General features: G+C 60.1%; 13 protein-coding genes, 4 tRNA genes and 2 rRNA genes. All 19 read left to right on the top strand.

Going from position 1 to position 19,428, the window contains the following annotated elements; translation table 11 throughout:
• Positions 1-168, top strand: a 23S ribosomal RNA gene (locus CDPAHKCJ_RS12185); the annotation flags it as partial.
• Between the two features lie 138 nt (positions 169-306).
• Positions 307-422 (top strand): 5S ribosomal RNA (rrf, locus tag CDPAHKCJ_RS12190).
• A gap of 789 nt (positions 423-1,211) precedes the next feature.
• Positions 1,212-3,689, top strand: a complete 2,478-nt coding sequence (locus CDPAHKCJ_RS12195; RefSeq protein ID WP_166020046.1) for a DUF2339 domain-containing protein — start codon at positions 1,212-1,214, stop codon at positions 3,687-3,689.
• Positions 3,690-3,780: 91 nt separating this feature from the next.
• The gene (locus CDPAHKCJ_RS12200) at positions 3,781-4,761 is read left to right on the top strand and encodes a biotin--[acetyl-CoA-carboxylase] ligase (protein ID WP_043334904.1); all 981 of its coding nucleotides are present in this window, start codon (positions 3,781-3,783) and stop codon (positions 4,759-4,761) included.
• Positions 4,758-5,597, top strand: coding sequence for a type III pantothenate kinase (locus CDPAHKCJ_RS12205; protein WP_054556896.1), 840 nt, complete (start codon positions 4,758-4,760; stop codon positions 5,595-5,597). The genes CDPAHKCJ_RS12200 and CDPAHKCJ_RS12205 overlap by 4 nt, the downstream gene beginning before the upstream one ends.
• A 109-nt stretch (positions 5,598-5,706) precedes the next feature.
• Positions 5,707-5,790, top strand: a tRNA-Tyr gene (locus tag CDPAHKCJ_RS12210).
• 46 nt (positions 5,791-5,836) lie between these two features.
• A tRNA-Gly gene (locus tag CDPAHKCJ_RS12215) sits at positions 5,837-5,910 on the top strand.
• 35 nt (positions 5,911-5,945) lie between these two features.
• A tRNA-Thr gene (locus CDPAHKCJ_RS12220) sits at positions 5,946-6,020 on the top strand.
• Between the two features lie 163 nt (positions 6,021-6,183).
• Positions 6,184-6,259: transfer RNA gene (locus CDPAHKCJ_RS12225), tRNA-Trp, on the top strand.
• 77 nt (positions 6,260-6,336) lie between these two features.
• Positions 6,337-6,705: a preprotein translocase subunit SecE gene (gene secE, locus CDPAHKCJ_RS12230; RefSeq protein ID WP_043334897.1), complete on the top strand. Its 369-nt coding sequence runs from the start codon at positions 6,337-6,339 to the stop codon at positions 6,703-6,705.
• A 10-nt stretch (positions 6,706-6,715) separates the two neighbouring features.
• Positions 6,716-7,249, top strand: coding sequence for a transcription termination/antitermination protein NusG (gene nusG, locus CDPAHKCJ_RS12235; RefSeq protein ID WP_043334895.1), 534 nt, complete (start codon positions 6,716-6,718; stop codon positions 7,247-7,249).
• A 120-nt stretch (positions 7,250-7,369) separates the two neighbouring features.
• Positions 7,370-7,801, top strand: a complete 432-nt coding sequence (rplK, locus tag CDPAHKCJ_RS12240) for a 50S ribosomal protein L11 (RefSeq protein WP_043334893.1) — start codon at positions 7,370-7,372, stop codon at positions 7,799-7,801.
• Between the two features lie 2 nt (positions 7,802-7,803).
• Positions 7,804-8,496, top strand: a complete 693-nt coding sequence (gene rplA, locus CDPAHKCJ_RS12245) for a 50S ribosomal protein L1 (RefSeq protein WP_054556897.1) — start codon at positions 7,804-7,806, stop codon at positions 8,494-8,496.
• Positions 8,497-8,757: 261 nt separating this feature from the next.
• Entirely contained in the window at positions 8,758-9,264 is a 507-nt protein-coding gene (gene rplJ / locus CDPAHKCJ_RS12250) for a 50S ribosomal protein L10 (protein ID WP_043334888.1), read from the top strand.
• 92 nt (positions 9,265-9,356) lie between these two features.
• On the top strand, positions 9,357-9,725 hold the full coding sequence (gene rplL, locus CDPAHKCJ_RS12255; RefSeq protein ID WP_166020047.1) for a 50S ribosomal protein L7/L12: 369 nt from the start codon (positions 9,357-9,359) through the stop codon (positions 9,723-9,725).
• A gap of 206 nt (positions 9,726-9,931) precedes the next feature.
• Positions 9,932-14,008, top strand: a complete 4,077-nt coding sequence (rpoB, locus tag CDPAHKCJ_RS12260; RefSeq protein ID WP_166020048.1) for a DNA-directed RNA polymerase subunit beta — start codon at positions 9,932-9,934, stop codon at positions 14,006-14,008.
• Positions 14,009-14,096: 88 nt separating this feature from the next.
• Positions 14,097-18,338 (top strand): DNA-directed RNA polymerase subunit beta', encoded by a 4,242-nt coding sequence (rpoC, locus tag CDPAHKCJ_RS12265; protein WP_166020049.1) that lies wholly within the window; start codon positions 14,097-14,099, stop codon positions 18,336-18,338.
• A 137-nt stretch (positions 18,339-18,475) separates the two neighbouring features.
• On the top strand, positions 18,476-18,850 hold the full coding sequence (gene rpsL / locus CDPAHKCJ_RS12270; RefSeq protein WP_043334880.1) for a 30S ribosomal protein S12: 375 nt from the start codon (positions 18,476-18,478) through the stop codon (positions 18,848-18,850).
• Positions 18,851-18,951: 101 nt separating this feature from the next.
• The gene (gene rpsG, locus CDPAHKCJ_RS12275; RefSeq protein ID WP_043334878.1) at positions 18,952-19,422 is read left to right on the top strand and encodes a 30S ribosomal protein S7; all 471 of its coding nucleotides are present in this window, start codon (positions 18,952-18,954) and stop codon (positions 19,420-19,422) included.
• Positions 19,423-19,428: the final 6 nt, after the last annotated feature.

Here is a 19,428-nt window from a genome sequence, read left to right on the forward strand (position 1 = left end):
GATAACCGCTGAAAGCATCTAAGCGGGAAGCCCCCTTCAAGATGAGACTTCCCTGAGGCCTTGCGCCTCCTGAAGGGCCCTTGAAGACTACAAGGTTGATAGGCTGGGTGTGGAAGCACAGCAATGTGTTGAGCTAACCAGTACTAATTGCCCGTGAGGCTTGACCATATAACACCCAAGGGGTTTGCCCAGGCAAACCGCCGGGATTGCGACAGGATCGACGACATATCGGTCAGCATGATTCATATTGCGAGTCGCGAGGTCACAAGCCTCGAGACTCAGGCACCGCAAGGTGCCACCGTTTCGCCTGACGACCATAGCGAGCGTGAACCACCCGATCCCATGCCGAACTCGGAAGTGAAACCGCTTAGCGCCGATGGTAGTGTGGAGTTTCTCCATGTGAGAGTAGGTCATCGTCAGGCACTTATACTGAACCGCCCCTGTAGCCTTGCTGCAGGGGCGGTTCTCTTTGTGCGTAGAAAAAGTGGTGCTCGGGAAAAGTGGTACTCAGAAAAAGCCGTGTACAGAGAGAGTCATGTACGAGACAGGAGCTGCACTGAGCGAAGAATGCTGAGTGGGGTGAGCTTGAGCTGAGAGCAGTGCTCTCAGAGCACCCAGGATCAATTGAGAAAGCCCGGCTCCCCCAGGAGTCGGGCTTTTTGCGTTCAATGTGCAAATACGGTGCTGAGAGACTGACAGCATGAGGTGCCAGGCAAAATGCCGTAATCTCTGAGCACGACTCTTCGATGACGGGCTGGACGATGGATGAGCTGATGTTGGTGGGCGTCATGATGGCGTTGCTGGTACTGGGCGGCTCCTTGATGGGGTGGCTCAGCATGCTGCGCATTAAGGCGCTGGAGCAGCGACTGCGCGACATGGAGGCCAGGCTTGCTCACGAACTTCCTGCCCATGGCGCTCCGGTTATGCACACCCCCTTGCGAGAAGGGGGTGTGGACAAATCGTCTGGCGAAGTGCAGCCCCGGGAGGGGCTGACAGCATCCGGAGCAACGCCATCGATCAGCGACTTGCGGACCACTGCATCATCCAGTGGCGGCCACTCTCTGTCCTACCGGCTACTTCAGCGCTTGTTGCATGGAGCTGCCTCCAGTCGTTCAAGCGAGAAGGGGCAGGGCGCAGACGCTGCAAGCAAGGCATCAGAGATGCTGCCGGGGGGAATGTCACGTCTGCTGACGGTCCTTCGGGAACATTGGATGATTCTTGTGGGTGCCTTGTCTCTGGTGATGGCCGGCATCCTGCTCGTTGGGTACTCCCTTGAGCAGGGCTTGCTGGGGCCGGGGGTACGGCTGGCGCTGGGACTCGGGTTCGGCCTGAGCATGACGGTATTGGCCGAGTGGCTGAGGCTTCGTACGTCCCAGTCATCGAGTCTGACCGGTGCCGTCAGCGGTGCCGGCAGTCTGGTACTCGCGGCGAGCCTGCTGGCTGGTCACTTTCTGCTTTCGCTGGTGTCCGTGCCGGTCACCTTCGTACTGCTGGCAGCCTTGAGCCTGTGGATGCTGGAGCGAGCGCGGCATCATGGGCCGTGGCTGGCAGCATTGGGCATGTTGGGCGGATATGCTCTGCCCTTGGCGCTGCCCATTCAGCAGCAATGGCAGGAAGCCTCGACCTTGCTGTTGCTGGGGTATGCGGGTGTGATTGCGGCAGCGTGTCGTGTGCTGTACCGCCAGGTTGCGGTGAGCTGGCTGTATTGGGGCGGCCTGGTGGGAGCGCTCACCTGGTGGTGGTTGTTGATGCCCTTCGGTATCTCTTCTGCCGCGACATTGCTGGTGGGGCTGTTGCCCTGGGTGGGTGGTGTCTGGCTGGCCGTGCTGGCGTTGGGGTATCTGTGGGAGGAGGCGTGGGAATCATCCACTGGCGCCGCAGAAAAGGATGAGCGACAGGCTCAGGCCTCACTTGCGACCTGGTTGCCCTGGCGCGCATCTCCTGACCTGCGTCGGCATTGGCTCGCCGGGGGCCTTGTCTCGTTGAGTGCCGTGCTGGGGCTCTGGCTGCCCTGGCTGGGGAGTCTCGTGCATGGTGTGTCCTTTGACTCACAGGTGGCGCCTTCCGACATGGCCGGTTCCGGTATGTCCCTGTGGCATCGGGGGTGGCTGGCTAGCCTCATGCCGATGCTGGTGATTGCCTGGTCCAGTCGCCGCCATGCGGTGCTGTGGTCGATGGTGGTTGCTGGTAACGGACTCTGGTTGCTGGTGTGGGGGCTTGCTTTGACGGCACCGCTATCGGGCAGCGTGATGTTCAGCCCGTTGATCTTGAGTGTCGGTCTGTTGTCGCTGGCGAGTTGGCGACCACGTCATGATGCGGGTGAAGGGGCACAGAGGCCGCTTGCAGCCTGTTGGTGGGCATTGGCGACCATGGTGCCGCTGTTGGCGTGGGCCCTGGCCCTCTGGCAGGGCGTCATGCCATGGGCGATGGAAGCGAGCGATGCAGGGAGGCTGATCAATACAGGGCTGCCGCCGTTGGTCTGGGGGTTGGTGTGCTGGGCAGGTGCCATGCGTTTCCAGACGCGTGAAGGCGCTCAGCTTGCCGCAGGACTGTGGCTGCCGGCGCAGGCTGGGATCTTCCTCGCCCTGGTGGCCGTGCTGGAGGGGCCATCACTGACCCTGGCGCTGGCGCTGCAGCTGTTGGGGTTGACCGCTTGTGAATGGCGCTGGTATCGCGAGGGGCGTACCGCGGCGCGCTCCGTGTTTGCTGAGCTGTCACGCCTGCTGGCGTGGGGTGTCGTGGCTCGCTTGATGTATGGCATGGCGCATGACGACTACGCCGATATCGCGCACTGGCCGCTGCAGATACTGCTGCCGGTATTGGCCTGTGTTGCCATGACCAGTCTCGGCATGCGTCACCGCCCGCGGACACAGCGCTGGCTGGAAGGCGCCGTTGTCCAGCTTGCCGTCGCGACGGTGGTGATGGAAATCCGCTATGTGTTGACCGGTGGACAGCCCTTCGAGGGCAGCCTCACCCTGGCAGAACTTTCCCTGCAGGTATTGGCGCTGACAGGAGTGGCGGCAAGCTACGCCTGGCGTGCTCGTGGAGGCGACGCTGAGGCGCGGGCAGGGACACAGCTGTATCGCGTGCTGGCACGGGTGGTCGGCGGAGCGGCCGTGATCCTCTGGAGTGTCGGCGTGCTGGGCATCTTCAATCCGCTCTGGCACCCGGGGGATGTCGGGAGCTGGCCGCTGGTCAATTGGCTTCTGCCGGCATACGGCCTGCCTGCACTCGGGGCCGCAATTCACTGGCGCATGACATCCATGCACGCATCGGATATGGGAAGCGCCGCGACACGCTTACGAATGCGCGGGCTAAGCGAAGTGCTCGGTCTGCTGTCAGCCGGATTGTGGTTGGCGCTCAACTTGCGGCATTGCTGGCATGGCGCTGAGCTGGGGCTATGGCAGGGCATCGAGCAGGCGGAGCTATATGCCTACAGCGTGCTGATGCTGGTCGTCGCGGCGGCCTTGGTCGTGAGTGGTGCCAAGGTGGGGCAGCAGCACTGGCAGCGCATCGGACAGGGCATTCTGATCCTCACCGTGATCAAGGTGGGGGTATGGGATACCGCCACCCTTGAGGGGCTGTGGCGAGTAGGTTCATGGCTGGGACTGGGCAGTGTCCTGATGCTGCTTTCCGCCTTGTTCAATCGTCTGGCTGGGGCGGGAATGCGTGCCGGGGAGCGGAATTGACGAAAAGAGCGTTATCTTTGGTCGTTGTTCTTGGCTCGCAAGCCCATGAATCCGATAGAATGTGCGCTTTTGCACAGGGATAGGCCTCCGCATGACCATCCGTGATCTCATTCGTCTGCTTGGAGATGGTGGCTACCACTCCGGAGAGGCCCTGGGCGAAGAGCTCGGGGTGTCGCGTACGGCGGTCTGGAAGCAGCTCAAGAAACTTGAGGCGCTCGACATTCCGCTGGAAGCCATCAAGGGGCTTGGCTATCGACTGGCCAACCCCATCGAGTTGCTCGATGGTCAACAGATCATCGAGGCGCTGCCGCGCGAGACTCGCAAACACCTGACGCGCCTGTTCGTCGAGGAGTCGGTGGACTCGACCAATACCTTCATCCGCGAGCGCTTTCGTCAGGGAGCCGGCCATGCCGAGGTCTGTCTGGCTGAGGTGCAATCGGCTGGGCGTGGCCGTCGTGGGCGTGAGTGGGAGACCCCCTGGGGGCGCAGCCTGGTCTTCTCGCTTGGCTGGCGCTTCGAATCAGGTGCCGCATCGCTTGAGGGCCTGAGTCTGGCGATCGGTGTGGCAGTGGCGGAGGTGCTCGAAGCCGATGGCCTGCCCGCGCGCCTCAAGTGGCCCAACGATGTCCTGCTGCAGATCCAGAAGGATCAACCCAAGATCGCCGGCATCCTGGTCGAGGTGACGGGGGATGTGTCCGGTCCCTGTGATGTCGTCATCGGCATCGGCATGAACATCGAATTGCCGGCATCCCGACGCGAGGCGATCACCCAGCCGGTGGCTGCGGTACGAGACATCATTCCCGGTGCTTCACGCAATCGCTATGCCGCGCGCCTGATGGAGTCGTTGCTGGCGCTGTTGCCCGAGTTCGAGTCGCAGGGCTTTGCCGGATGGCAGGCACGCTGGAATGAGCGCAATGCCTTCAAGGGACGTGATGTAGTGATTCTGCGTGGAGACCGGCGAGAAGAGGCCGTGGCAGAAGGTGTCGATATCAATGGAAATCTCGAGGTGCGCATGAATGGCGAAACCATCACTCTCGCCGGTGGCGAGATCAGTCTGCGCGCCGTCTCATGATTCTGGATCTTGATATCGGCAACACCTTGTCGAAATGGCGTCTCAAGGACACCGTTTCCAGCGAGATCCGCTCGCGCGGCGCCGTCTGGACGCGAGAGGAGTGGCGGCCGGGCGCGGACATTCCTGATCTGGATGTCGTCACGGCCGTGCGTATCTCCAGCGTGGCGCGCAAGCAGGTGCTGGATGAGACGGTGGAGTTGCTGCGCAAGCAGGTCGGCGTCGTGCATGTCGCGCACTCGACGCGGGAGGCGCTGGGCGTCACCTGTGGCTATGAAGAGCCGCAACGCCTGGGCGTCGATCGCTGGTTGGGCGCACTTGCCGGTCATCATCTCACCGGGGGCTGTTGCAGCGTCGATTGCGGCAGCGCGATCACGGTGGATTTCGTACTGCCGGGTGGCAAGCATCTAGGAGGCTATATTCTCCCGGGGCTGCGTCTGATGAAGGAAAGCCTCAAGCTGGGCACACGCAATGTGGCCATCGACCCGGATACCGAGGTGGATACGCTGCTCGCGCCGGGCCGCAATACGGTAGAGGCCGTCAATCACGGCATCTACATGGCGGCCGTCAGTGCGGTCAATCGTCTCTATGCCGAGGTCTGCGATCGTGAAGGGGTTGCCTTGCCGCTACTGCTGACCGGCGGTGACGCGCGGGTAGTGGCGCGCGGTCTGCGGGTGCCACATGCGCTGTGGCCGGACATGGTATACGCCGGCCTGGAGGCGCTGTATCCCTTGACCGCTGCCGAGCGGGCAGGGCGCCTGTCGGGTGCGCCCGACCAGCCGCGAGTGCCTGATCTAGAAAAACTTCGCTCAGGGCTTGCGCTCACCCAGATGCTTTGACATACTACGTCCCGTTCTGAGGCGATACATTCCCTCAAGCGCTTGAAGTAGAATAAAATCAAGCACTTGACAGCGTATCCCAAGCGGCGTAAGATTCGTCGTCACAGATGGTGGGGTTCCCGAGTGGCCAAAGGGAGCAGACTGTAAATCTGCCGCGAAAGCTTCGAAGGTTCGAATCCTTCCCCCACCACCAGATTCGCTTATGATGCCATGTGCATCAGGGCAGCAAGAGTTGGAAAGCGGGCATAGTTTAATGGTAGAACCTCAGCCTTCCAAGCTGATGACGCGGGTTCGATTCCCGCTGCCCGCTCCAGTTCATCTCGTCAGTCGAGATTGCGCAAAGGTTTTGCTCGTGTAGCTCAGGGGTAGAGCACACCCTTGGTAAGGGTGAGGTCGGCGGTTCAAATCCGCCCACGAGCTCCATACAACGGAAAGGCGAGTCGCAGTTTGGCTCGTCTTTTTCGTTTCCGACGACCTCCCAGGTCGCGGTCAAAGATAAGGCTTGTCAGTTTGGGTTGTCTCAGCTATGATGGCGCCCGCTGTTCATTCAGCCTTGTTTTTAGTCTCTGGAACACGCAAGTGTTACAGGCCAGTAGCTCAATTGGCAGAGCAGCGGTCTCCAAAACCGCAGGTTGGGGGTTCGATTCCCTCCTGGCCTGCCATCCTTCCCCAGGATGGTATTCGACTTCTTACCGATTCTCGATTCTAGCGATCGCTGCACCCTTGAGGAGTCTCTTTGATGAAACAGAACGCCGAGGTGCAGGAAGCGCGCCACGACGGGTTCAAGTGGTCGGTCGTTGTCATTCTTCTTGTGCTGGCTGTTGCTGGCAACGCCTATTTTGCTGACCAAGCGCTGCTTTATCGCGTGCTTGGCGTCGTCGTGCTTGGTGTTGCAGCGGCTGCTCTGGCGATCACGACCAACAAAGGCCGTGATGTTGTCGAGCTGGCAAGTAGTGCGCGCCGCGAGATCCAGCGCGTCGTTTGGCCGACCCGACAGGAAACTGTCCAGACAACTGCCATCGTGCTGGGTGCCGTGCTTATCGTGGGCCTGTTGCTATGGCTCATCGATACCACCCTAGGCTGGCTGATGTCCGGCATCGTCAGTTAACGGAGTTTCCATGTCCAAGCGTTGGTATGTCATACACGCCTATTCCGGTTTCGAAAAGCAGGTCATGCGTTCGCTCAACGAGCGTGTGAAGCTTTACGCCATGGAAGATCATTTCGGTGAGATTCTCGTGCCGGTCGAAGAAATCGTCGAAATGCGTGACGGCAAGCGCCGCAAGAGCGAGCGCAAGTTCTACCCGGGCTACGTGCTGGTCGAGATGGACATGAATGATCAGTCCTGGCACCTGGTGAATGAAACCCCGCGCGTCATGGGTTTCATTGGCGGAACCCCGGAGAAGCCGGCAGCGATTACCCAGAAAGAAGCCGACGCCATGCTGCGTCGCGTTCAGGATGGCACCGACAAGCCGCGTCCGAAGACTCTCTTCGAGCCGGGTGAGACGGTGCGTGTCACTGATGGTCCGTTCGCGGACTTCAATGGTGTAGTCGAAGAAGTGAATTACGAAAAGAGCCGTCTGCAGGTCAGCGTGCTGATCTTCGGACGTGCTACGCCGGTGGAACTCGAGTTCTCCCAGGTCGAGAAGGACTGATCTCAGGATCATCATCTCACCTGTTTGAATACGAGCATCACGGCAACACGACGGGTCGCCTGAGGCGGCCCGGTTTTACGGGGAGCCGCAAGGCGCTACCACCCATACTGGAGTCCTATCATGGCCAAGAAAGTACAGGCTTACATCAAGCTGCAGGTTGCAGCCGGTAAAGCTAACCCGAGCCCGCCCGTGGGTCCTGCCCTCGGTCAGCACGGTGTCAACATCATGGAGTTCTGTAAAGCGTTCAACGCCGCTACCCAGAACGTCGAGCCGGGCCTCCCGACTCCCGTGGTCATCACTGTCTATTCAGACCGTAGCTTCACTTTCGTCACCAAGACGCCGCCTGCGGCCGTACTGCTGCTGAAAGCGGCTGGTCTGAAGTCCGGTTCTGGCGAGCCGAACAAGAAGAAGGTCGGTACCGTGACTCGCGCTCAGCTCGAAGAGATCGCGACCACCAAGGAACCGGACCTGACAGCTTCCAATCTGGACGCTGCTGTTCGCACCATCGCCGGTACTGCCCGTAGCATGGGCCTGAACGTGGAGGGTCTTTGATCATGGCCAAGATTTCAAAGCGCGCCCAGGCGATCAACGCGAAAGTTGAATCCGGCAAGGTCTACAGCGTCGAAGAAGCTGTTGCTCTGCTGTCCGAGCTGTCCACCGTCAAGTTCAAGGAGACCATCGAAGTCTCTCTGAACCTGGGTGTTGACCCGCGTAAATCCGATCAGGTCGTTCGCGGCGCTACCGTGATGCCGAATGGCACCGGTAACGAAGTGCGCGTCGCTGTCTTCACCCAGGGTGCCAACGCTGAAGCAGCGAAGGAAGCCGGTGCAGACGTGATCGGCATGGACGACCTGGCAGAACAGGTCAAGAAAGGCGTGATGGACTTCGACGTCGTCATCGCTTCTCCGGATGCCATGCGCGTTGTCGGTCAGCTGGGCCAGATCCTCGGTCCGCGCGGCCTGATGCCGAACCCGAAGGTCGGTACCGTGACGCCTGACGTCGCGACTGCCGTGAAGAATGCCAAGGCTGGTCAGGTGCGTTTCCGTACTGACAAGAACGGTATCATTCACGCCGGTATCGGCAAGATCGACTTCAGTGCTGACTCCATTCAGGGTAACATTGACGCCCTGGTGGCCGAAGTCAAGAAGCTGAAGCCGAGCACTTCCAAAGGTATCTACCTGAAGAAGATCACCCTGTCCAGCACCATGGGTCCGGGTCTGACTGTCGATCACGCCAAGTACGCGTAAGGCAGTCTCAGAATGTTTCACTTTGCGGTCCCCGTGCTCAGCCGCGGGGCGCCGTCAAAGACCGCAGGCGCTGGCCTTGTCACTTCGGTGACGGGGCCGGCTTAATCGCGCCGCGATGCTTGCATTGCGCGTAGCCTGCGCAGATGGTGTCCCAGCCCTGCTGGTGGCAGCCATCCTCCAAGACTCTCCCGCGCAGTTCTGGTGAGAGAGATGGTAAACCACTGGGGAATTCGTTCCCCGGCACGAAATGGAGTCAACACCGTGGCTTTAGGTCTCGAAGACAAGAAGGCAATTGTTGCTGAGGTCAGCGAAACCGCCAAGGGTGCTCTCTCCGTAGTCGCTGCCGACTCTCGTGGTGTAACTGTTGGTGCAATGACCGAATTGCGCAAACAGTGCCGCGAAGCGGGCGTCCAGCTGCGTGTTGTTCGCAACACTCTGGCTCGTCGTGCGCTGTCCGGTACCTCTTACGAGGTGCTGAACGAGTCCTTCGTCGGCCCGACTCTGCTTGCATTCTCCATGGAACACCCGGGCGCTGGCGCTCGTCTGTTCAAGGAATTTGCCAAGAAGGTCGAGGCGTTCGAAGTCAAGGCATTGGCCTACGAAGGCGAGTTCATCCCGGCGGCGAATATCGACCGTCTGGCATCTCTGCCGACCCGCGATGAAGCACTGTCCAAGCTGCTGTCTGTCATGAAGGAAGCTTCTGCAGGCAAGCTGGTCCGTACTATCGCAGCACTGCGCGATCAGAAGGAAGCCGAAGCCGCCGCGTAAGCAGCGCTTTGACCTCCTGGCTGTCTCGTGCAGCCTGAATCGATTTCCGTTTGACCGAGCATCTTTGCTCCGCAAAGTTTAGGATTGCTAAAATGGCACTGACCAAAGAAGACATCATCAACGCCGTCGCTGACATGACCGTCATGGAAGTGGCTGAGCTGATCGAAGCAATGGAAGAGAAGTTCGGCGTTTCCGCCGCTGCCGCCGTCGTCGCTGGCCCGGCCGCTGCTGGTGAAGCCGCTGAAGAACAGACCGAGTTCGACATCGTTCTGACTGCTGCTGGTGACAAGAAAGTCAACGTCATCAAGGCTGTTCGTGAACTGACTGGCCTGGGCCTGAAAGAAGCCAAGGCAGCTGTTGACGGCGCTCCGGCCACCCTGAAAGAAGGCGTGAGCAAGGAAGACGCAGAAGCAGCTAAGAAGAAGCTGGAAGAAGCTGGCGCGTCCGTGGAACTCAAGTAACTCGTGTTCCAGGCTGCGCACGCTGCGTAAGCTTCCTGGCTGGTGGCGGACTCCGCCACCAGCCTTTTTCTGTTGCAAGACGAATTATGACGGCGAGCCAGCCCGCAAGGGAGGCTTGCCGTCCGCGCCTGATGGACATCGCCGCGCCATCAGGTATGAGCCGACCACGCATCGGTCACCCAAGGTGAACAAGCTGGGGAATACAGATGGCTTACTCATACACTGAGAAAAAACGCATCCGCAAGGATTTTGGCAAACTGCCCCAAGTGATGGATGTGCCTTACCTGCTGGCCATCCAGCTTGATTCCTACCACGACTTTCTCCAGCAGGACAGGGCGCCAGAACAGCGCCTGGAAGTCGGCCTTCACGCTGCCTTCAAGTCCGTGTTCCCGATTGCCAGCTTCTCTGGCAACGCAGCGCTCGAGTATGTCAGCTACCGCTTCGGTACGCCGGCGTTCGACGTCAAGGAATGTCAGCTGCGCGGAGTCACTTACTCTGCACCGCTGCGCGTGAAAGTGCGCCTGATGATCTATGACAAGGAATCGTCGAACAAGGCGATCAAGGACATCAAGGAGCAGGAAGTCTACATGGGGGAAATCCCCCTGATGACAGAGAACGGTACCTTCGTCATCAATGGTACTGAACGTGTCATCGTGTCACAGCTGCACCGCTCACCGGGTGTGTTCTTCGACCACGACAAGGGCAAGAGCCACTCGTCCGGCAAGCTGCTGTACTCCGCACGTGTGATTCCTTACCGCGGTTCCTGGTTGGACTTCGAGTTTGATCCGAAGGACAACGTCTACGTCCGTATCGACCGTCGTCGCAAGCTGCCGGCTTCCGTTCTGCTGCGTGCCATGGGCATGACCAGCGAAGAGATTCTCGGTACGTTCTTCGACACCACGATGTACCACATCGAGCGCAGCGGCTTCTCCGTTGAGCTGGTGCCGGCACGTCTGCGTGGCGAGACCGCCGCCTTCGACATCAAGGATGCCGACGGTAGCGTGATCGTGGAGGAAGGTCGTCGTATTACACAGAAGCACGTCCGTCAGATGGAAGCCTCCGGCCTCGAGCGTCTCGAAGTGCCGATGGACTACCTGTACGGCAAGGTGCTGGCCAAGGATCAGATCGATCCGGCCACTGGTGAGCTGGTCTGCGAAAGCAACAGCGAGATCACTCCGGAACTGCTGGAGAAGATGGCTCAGGCCAAGATCACCCAGTTCGAAGTCATCTACACCAACGACCTGGATTGCGGTCCGTTCGTGTCCGATACCCTGAAACTGGATACCACGCGTAACCAGCTTGAGGCATTGGTCGAGATCTACCGCATGATGCGTCCGGGCGAGCCGCCCACCAAGGATGCAGCAGAGTCACTGTTCCAGAACCTGTTCTTCAGCGAAGACCGCTACGACCTGTCGGGCGTGGGCCGCATGAAGTTCAACCGTCGCCTGCGTCGCGAAAGCGATACCGGCAGCGGCGTGCTCGATCAGGACGATATCCTGACCGTCATGAAGGAGCTGATCAGCATCCGTAACGGCAATGGCGATGTCGATGACATCGACCACCTGGGCAACCGTCGTATTCGCTCTGTGGGTGAAATGGCGGAAAACCAGTTCCGTGTCGGTCTGGTCCGCGTCGAGCGTGCGGTCAAGGAGCGTCTGTCCATGGCCGAGAGCGAAGGCCTGATGCCGCAGGATCTCATCAACGCCAAGCCGGTTGCGGCGGCGGTGAAGGAATTCTTCGGTTCCAGCCAGCTCTCCCAGTTCATGGATCAGAACAACCCGCTGTCCGAAGTGACGCACAAGCGCCGTGTCTCCGCGCTTGGCCCGGGTGGTCTGACCCGTGAGCGCGCCGGCTTCGAAGTTCGTGACGTTCACGCCACGCACTACGGCCGTCTGTGCCCGATCGAGACGCCGGAAGGCCCGAACATCGGTCTTATCAACTCGCTGGCGACCTACTCCAAGACCAACAGCTATGGCTTCCTCGAGACGCCGTACCGCAAGGTCGTGGATTGTCAGGTCACCGACGATGTCGTCGATCTGTCCGCGATCGAGGAAGGCGACTTCATCATCGCCCAGGCCTCCGCGACCGTCGACGAGAACGGCCGTCTGGTCGACGACCTGGTTCAGGTTCGTCACCGTGGCGAGACCACCTTCATGGCACCGGAAAAGGTCACCATGATGGACGTGTCTCCGCGCCAGGTCGTCTCTGTCGCTGCTGCACTGATCCCGTTCCTCGAGCACGATGATGCCAACCGCGCCTTGATGGGTGCGAACATGCAGCGTCAGGCCGTTCCGACTCTGAAGGCTGACAAGCCACTGGTCGGTACCGGCATGGAGCGCTTCGTGGCGCGTGACTCCGGCGTCTGCGCCGTGGCACGTCGTGGCGGTGTCATCGATTCCGTCGATGCCAAGCGCATCGTCGTACGTGTTCGGGAAGAAGAGATCATCGGCGGTGAAGCCGGCGTTGATATCTACAACCTGACCAAGTACGTGCGTTCGAACCAGAACACCTGTCAGAACCAGCGCCCGATCGTGCGTCCTGGCGACGAAGTCGCCATCGGCGACATCCTGGCCGACGGCCCGTCCGTCGACATGGGTGATCTGGCCCTGGGTCAGAACATGCGCCTGGCGTTCATGCCCTGGAACGGCTTCAACTTCGAGGATTCCATCCTGTTCTCGGAGCGTGTGGTGCAGGAAGATCGCTTCACCACCATCCACATCCAGGAACTGACCTGTGTCGCGCGTGACACCAAGCTCGGGCCGGAAGAAATCACTTCCGATATCCCGAATGTCGGCGAATCCGCACTCTCCAAGCTGGATGAGTCCGGTGTCGTCTACATCGGTGCCGAGCTGAACCCGGGCGACATCCTGGTCGGCAAGGTCACGCCGAAGGGCGAGACCCAGCTGACGCCGGAAGAGAAGCTGCTGCGTGCCATCTTCGGCGAGAAGGCGTCCGACGTTAAGGACACCTCTCTGCGTGCCCCGACCGGCATGAAGGCCACCGTCATCGACGTTCAGGTCTTCACCCGTGACGGCGTCGAGAAGGATCAGCGTGCGCTCTCCATCGAGCAGATGCAGCTGGCCGAGGTCCGCAAGGACCTGCAGGAAACCTACCGCATCGCGGAAGAGGCGACCTTCGAGCGTATGCAGCGCAACCTGGTCGGTCAGGCCGTCAACGGTGGTCCGAAGCTCAAGAAGGGCGACGTGCTGACCGATGACTACCTGGAAACACTGCCGCGTCAGGAGTGGTTCAAGCTGCGTCTGCAGGATGAGTCTCTCAATGAACTGCTGGCCCAGGCCGATGAGCAGCTCGAGATCCGTCGTCGCGAGATGGACGAGCGCTTCGAAGACAAGAAGCGCAAGCTCACCCAGGGTGATGATCTGGCACCGGGCGTGCTCAAGATCGTCAAGGTCTACGTTGCCGTGAAGCGTCGTATCCAGCCGGGTGACAAGATGGCCGGTCGTCACGGTAACAAGGGTGTCATCTCCGCGATCATGCCGGTGGAAGACATGCCGTTCGATGGCAATGGCGAGTCGGTTGACGTCGTGCTGAACCCGCTGGGTGTTCCGTCGCGCATGAACGTCGGTCAGATCCTCGAGACCCACCTCGGCATGGCCGCGCGTGGTCTGGGCGTGAAGATCGAACACATGCTGCGCGAAGAGCGTGCCGAGCAGGTCAAGCAGATCCGCGAATTCCTCGACAAGGTGTACAACACCGTCGGCGGTCGCCAGGAAGACCTCTCCGTGCTCAGCGATGATGAAATCATCACCATGGCGCACAACCTGAAGAAGGGCGTGCCGATGGCAACGCCGGTCTTCGATGGCGCCAAGGAACACGAGATCAAGCAGTTGCTCACGCTGGCCGGTATCCCTGATTCCGGACAGATGGACCTCTACGATGGCCGCACCGGCGAGAAGTTCGATCGCAAGGTGACCGTCGGTTACATGTACATGCTCAAGCTCAACCACCTGGTGGATGACAAGATGCATGCGCGTTCGACCGGCTCCTACTCCCTCGTCACGCAGCAGCCGCTGGGTGGTAAGGCGCAGTTTGGTGGTCAGCGCTTCGGTGAGATGGAGGTCTGGGCCCTCGAGGCGTACGGCGCTGCCTACACCCTCCAGGAGATGCTCACGGTCAAGTCCGATGACGTGGAAGGCCGTACCAAGATGTACAAGAGCATCGTAGATGGCGATCACACCATGCAGGCGGGCATGCCCGAATCCTTCAACGTGCTGGTGAAGGAAATCCGCTCGCTGGGTATCGACATGGAGCTGGAAGGCTGACGCCGAAAAGCCACAAGTATTGACGGTCCGCAAAGCCTGGTGTCAGCAGCCAGGCTTTGCCCATGACAACTCCGCAACGGAGCGACCCATGAAAGATTTGGTGAAAGTTCTCAAATCGCAGGCGCAGTCCGAAGAATTCGACGCCATCAAGATTACCCTGGCGTCTCCGGACATGATTCGCTCGTGGTCTTTTGGTGAAGTGAAGAAGCCTGAAACCATCAATTACCGGACATTCAAGCCGGAACGTGATGGTCTTTTCTGTGCCAAGATCTTTGGCCCGGTGAAGGACTACGAGTGCCTGTGTGGCAAGTACAAGCGGATGAAGCATCGCGGCATCATCTGTGAGAAGTGTGGCGTTGAAGTGACCAAGGCGGCAGTGCGTCGTGAGCGTATGGCTCACATCGAACTGGCGAGCCCGGTCGCACATATCTGGTTCCTGAAGTCTCTGCCGTCCCGTATCGGCATGCTGCTCGACATGACCCTGCGTGATATCGAGCGCGTGCTGTACTTCGAAAGCTTCGTGGTCATCGATCCGGGCATGACGACTCTCGAGAAGGGGCATCTGCTCAACGATGAGCAGTACTTCGAAGCGCTGGAAGAATTCGGTGATGATTTCGACGCCCGCATGGGTGCCGAAGCCATCAAGGCGCTGCTCGAGGACATCGAGCTGGAAGAAGAGGTCGAGCGTCTGCGTGAAGAGATTCCGCAGACCAACTCCGAAACCAAGATCAAGAAGCTGTCCAAGCGCCTCAAGCTGCTGGAAGCCTTCTACTATTCCGGCAACAAGCCGGGCTGGATGATCATGGAAGTGCTGCCAGTGCTGCCGCCGGACCTGCGTCCGCTGGTACCGCTGGACGGCGGCCGCTTCGCGACCTCGGATCTGAACGATCTGTATCGTCGTGTGATCAACCGCAACAACCGCCTCAAGCGTCTGCTCGACCTCAATGCGCCGGACATCATCGTGCGCAACGAGAAGCGCATGCTGCAGGAATCCGTGGACGCACTGCTCGACAACGGTCGTCGCGGTCGCGCCATCACCGGTTCCAACAAGCGTCCGCTGAAGTCGCTGGCCGACATGATCAAGGGCAAGCAGGGTCGTTTCCGTCAGAACCTGCTGGGCAAGCGTGTCGACTACTCCGGTCGTTCCGTCATCACCGTCGGCCCGACCCTGCGTCTGCACCAGTGTGGTCTGCCGAAGAAGATGGCGCTTGAGCTGTTCAAGCCGTTCATCTACGCCAAGCTGCAGGCCTCCGGTCACGCCAGCACCATCAAGGCCGCCAAGAAGATGGTCGAGCGCGAAGCCCCGGAAGTCTGGGATTTCCTCGCCGACGTCATCCGCGAGCACCCGGTGCTGCTGAACCGTGCCCCGACTCTGCACCGTCTGGGTATCCAGGCGTTCGAGCCACTGCTGATCGAAGGCAAGGCCATCCAACTGCACCCGCTGGTCTGCGCTGCGTACAACGCCGACTTTGATGGTGACCAGATGGCTGTCCACGTACCGCTGACGCTGGAAGCCCAGCTGGAAGCGCGTGCGTTGATGATGTCGACCAACAACGTGCTGTCGCCGGCCAACGGCGAGCCGATCATCGTGCCGTCCCAGGACGTCGTGCTGGGTCTGTACTACATGACCCGCGAGAAGATCGGTGCCAAGGGTGAGGGCATGGCCTTCGCGAACCTGGGTGAAGTCGAGCGTGCCTTCGGCACTCACAGCGCTCACCTGCACGCGATGGTCAAGGTCCGTCTGACCGAGACACTCAAGGACGAAGAGTCCGGCGAGCTGTACGAGAAGACGTCCCTGCACGACACCACCATCGGTCGCGCACTGCTGTTCCGCATTCTGCCGAAGGGCATGCCGTTCGAGCTGATCAACCAGGTGATGAAGAAGAAAGCCATCTCCGGTCTGATCAACGAGGCGTACCGTCGTGTCGGTCTGAAGGACACCGTCATCTTCGCTGACCAGCTGATGTACACCGGCTTCCGTCTCGCGACCTGGTCCGGCGCCTCCATCGGCGTCAACGACTTCGTCATCCCGGACGCGAAGAAGGTCATCATCGACGCGGCCGAAGACGAAGTGAAAGAGATCGAAGACCAGTTCTCCTCCGGTCTCGTGACCGCGGGCGAGAAGTACAACAAGGTCATCGATATCTGGGCGCGTGCCAACGACCGTGTCGCCAAGGAGATGATGGCAGGTATCTCGAAAGAGACCGTCGTCAACTGGAAAGGCGAAGTGGTCAATGACGAAGACGGCAAGCCGATGGAGCAGGACTCCTTCAACAGCGTCTTCATCATGGCCGACTCCGGTGCGCGTGGTTCCGCCGCACAGATTCGTCAGCTGGCTGGTATGCGTGGCCTGATGGCCAAGCCGGATGGCTCGATCATCGAGACGCCGATCACCGCCAACTTCCGTGAAGGTCTGAACGTACTCCAGTACTTCATCTCCACGCACGGTGCCCGTAAGGGTCTGGCGGATACGGCACTGAAGACCGCCAACTCCGGTTACCTGACCCGTCGTCTGGTCGATGTTGCCCAGGATCTGGTCATCACCGAAGCGGATTGCGGCACTCAGGAAGGTCTGATTCTGCACCCGGTCATCGAAGGCGGCGACATCATCGTCCCGCTGTCCCAGCGTGTGCTGGGTCGTGTCGTGGCGCAGGACGTGATCGATCCGGTCTCCGATGAGGTTCTGATCGCACGCGGCACGCTGCTCGACGAAGCCTGGTGTGCACAGCTCGATACCATGGGCGTCGATGAGATCATCGTGCGTACCACCATCGGTTGTGAAACCGTGCATGGTGTCTGCTCGGCCTGTTACGGTCGTGACCTGGCGCGTGGCCATCAGGTCAACGTCGGTGAAGCCATCGGTGTCATCGCGGCACAGTCCATCGGTGAGCCGGGTACCCAGCTGACCATGCGTACCTTCCACATCGGTGGTGCCGCTTCGCGTGCCTCCGCCGTGGACAGTGTCCAGGTCAAGCATGGCGGCAGCGTGCGTCTGCACAACATCAAGTCGGTCGAACGTGCCGATGGCAAGCTGATTGTCGTCTCGCGTTCCAGCGCATTGGCAGTGGCGGATGACCACGGCCGTGAGCGCGAATTCTACAAGCTCCCGTACGGTGCTGAACTGTCCGTGCGTGACGGCGATCCGGTGGCCTCTGGCCAGTCCGTCGCCAAGTGGGATCCGCACACTCACCCGATCGTCGCGGAAGTCGCGGGTCAGGTGCAGTTCACGGACATGGAAGATGGCCAGACCATCAACCGTACCACTGACGAAATGACCGGCCTGTCCTCCATCGAGGTCATCGAAAGCGCTTCACGTCCGTCCGCGGCCCGTGACAAGCGTCCGATGATCATGCTGGTAGACGGTAACGGCAAGCACGTGACACTGCCGGGCTCCAACACGCCGGTCCAGTACCTGCTGCCGGGCAATGCCGTGGTGTCCGCCGAGAATGGCGCGGCCGTCGGCGTGGGTGACGTCATCGCACGTATCCCGATGGAAGCGTCCGGTAACAAGGACATCACCGGTGGTCTGCCGCGCGTTGCCGACCTCTTCGAAGCACGTCGTCCGAAAGAGCCGGCCATTCTGGCCGAGATCTCCGGCACCGTGACCTTCGGCAAGGAAACCAAAGGCAAGCGTCGTCTGACCATCACGCCGGTGGAAGGTGATCCGTTCGAGCTGTTGATCCCGAAATGGCGCCAGATCAGCGTCTTCGAAGGTGAAACGGTCGAGAAGGGTGAAGTCATCTCCGATGGCCCGAGCAACCCGCACGATATCCTGCGTCTGCTCGGCGTTGCGGAAATGACCAAGTACATCACCACCGAAGTCCAGGAGGTCTATCGCCTCCAGGGTGTCGGCATCAACGACAAGCACATCGAAGTCATCGTGCGTCAGATGCTGCGCAAGGTCGAGATCACCGATTCTGGTGATTCCACCTTCATTACAGGCGACCAGGTGGAATACGCCCGCGTCGTCGAAGAAAACATGCGTCTCGAGGCCGACGGCAAGTTCCCGGCCAAGTTCGATCGCATCCTGCTCGGTATCACCAAGGCGAGCCTGGCAACTGAATCGTTCATCTCCGCGGCATCCTTCCAGGAAACCACGCGAGTTCTGACCGAGGCATCTGTCACCGGCAAGCGCGATTATCTCCGTGGCCTGAAGGAGAACGTCGTGGTCGGTCGCCTGATTCCGGCGGGTACTGGCCTGGCCTATCACGACGAGCGTCGCCGCCGTCGCGATGGCCTGCCGCTCGCACCGGCCCCGTCGGCACAGGACGTCGAGCAGGAATTGGGCGCTCAGCTCACTGCCCTCGACGCGGACGACGACGACCTCTGAGGTCTTGCGCCCCGCCGTCTCTGACGGCGGGGTTGACGCCCTTGTGGCCCAAGCCCTAGAATATGCAGCCTTTAACAGTAGGGCAGGTGCATCCTGCCCTGTTGTTGGAAGGCAGTACAACCCATTGGAGCAAGCAAATGGCAACCGTTAACCAGCTCGTGCGCAAGCCGCGCAAGCGTCAGGCGTCCAAGAGCGACGTCCCTGCGCTGCAGGCATGTCCGCAGAAGCGTGGCGTGTGTACCCGTGTATACACTACTACCCCGAAGAAGCCGAACTCCGCACTCCGTAAGGTTTGCCGTGTTCGCCTGACCAACGGCTTCGAAGTCACTTCCTACATCGGCGGTGAAGGTCACAACCTTCAGGAACACTCTGTTGTTCTGATCCGTGGCGGTCGTGTGAAGGATTTGCCGGGTGTCCGTTACCACACCGTTCGTGGTGCACTGGATACCTCTGGCGTGCAGAACCGTAAGCAGGGCCGTTCCAAGTACGGCGCCAAGCGTCCGAAGGCGTAATTCAAAGTTTAATATCGGTCTGATAAGAGTAAGGTCGGGCGTCGCGTCCAACGCGAGGCGTCCCGGGTTTACCTGAAGGACCCTTCTACTGAGGGCTTATCATGCCTAGAAGACGTGTAGCAGCTAAGCGCGAAATCCTGCCGGATCCGAAGTTCGGAAGCGAGCGCCTGGCCAAGTTCATGAACCACCTGATGATCAGCGGCAAGAAGTCTGCAGCTGAGCGCATCGTTTACGGTGCTCTCGATCGTGTTGCCGAACGCTCCAATGACGAGCCGCTGGACCTCTTCGACAAGGCGCTGGAAGCCATCCAGCCGATGGTCGAGGTGAAGTCCCGTCGTGTTGGTGGTGCAACCTACCAGGTGCCGGTTGAAGTTCGTCCTTCCCGTCGTCAGGCACTGGCCATGCGTTGGCTGGTGGACGCTGCGCGCAAGCGCGGCGAAAAGACCATGGTGCAGCGCCTCTCTGGCGAGATCCTGGATGCCGCTGAAGGCAAGGGTTCTGCTGTGAAGAAGCGTGAAGACGTGCACCGCATGGCAGAAGCCAACAAGGCCTTCTCCCACTACCGCTTCTAAACAACG

It is taken from the genome of Cobetia sp. MB87 (genome assembly GCF_011319755.1).
In the GTDB taxonomy this organism is placed as follows: domain Bacteria; phylum Pseudomonadota; class Gammaproteobacteria; order Pseudomonadales; family Halomonadaceae; genus Cobetia.

Coding starts and splice junctions, on each gene's coding strand:
- CDPAHKCJ_RS12200 (WP_043334904.1), top strand. CDS start 3,781: ATGACCATCCGTGATCTCATTCGTCTGCTTGGAGATGGTGGCTACCAC.
- CDPAHKCJ_RS12205 (WP_054556896.1), top strand. CDS start 4,758: ATGATTCTGGATCTTGATATCGGCAACACCTTGTCGAAATGGCGTCTC.
- rpsG (WP_043334878.1), top strand. CDS start 18,952: ATGCCTAGAAGACGTGTAGCAGCTAAGCGCGAAATCCTGCCGGATCCG.
- CDPAHKCJ_RS12195 (WP_166020046.1), top strand. CDS start 1,212: ATGATTCTTGTGGGTGCCTTGTCTCTGGTGATGGCCGGCATCCTGCTC.
- rplK (WP_043334893.1), top strand. CDS start 7,370: ATGGCCAAGAAAGTACAGGCTTACATCAAGCTGCAGGTTGCAGCCGGT.
- rpsL (WP_043334880.1), top strand. CDS start 18,476: ATGGCAACCGTTAACCAGCTCGTGCGCAAGCCGCGCAAGCGTCAGGCG.
- rplA (WP_054556897.1), top strand. CDS start 7,804: ATGGCCAAGATTTCAAAGCGCGCCCAGGCGATCAACGCGAAAGTTGAA.
- secE (WP_043334897.1), top strand. CDS start 6,337: ATGAAACAGAACGCCGAGGTGCAGGAAGCGCGCCACGACGGGTTCAAG.
- nusG (WP_043334895.1), top strand. CDS start 6,716: ATGTCCAAGCGTTGGTATGTCATACACGCCTATTCCGGTTTCGAAAAG.
- rpoB (WP_166020048.1), top strand. CDS start 9,932: ATGGCTTACTCATACACTGAGAAAAAACGCATCCGCAAGGATTTTGGC.
- rpoC (WP_166020049.1), top strand. CDS start 14,097: ATGAAAGATTTGGTGAAAGTTCTCAAATCGCAGGCGCAGTCCGAAGAA.
- rplL (WP_166020047.1), top strand. CDS start 9,357: ATGGCACTGACCAAAGAAGACATCATCAACGCCGTCGCTGACATGACC.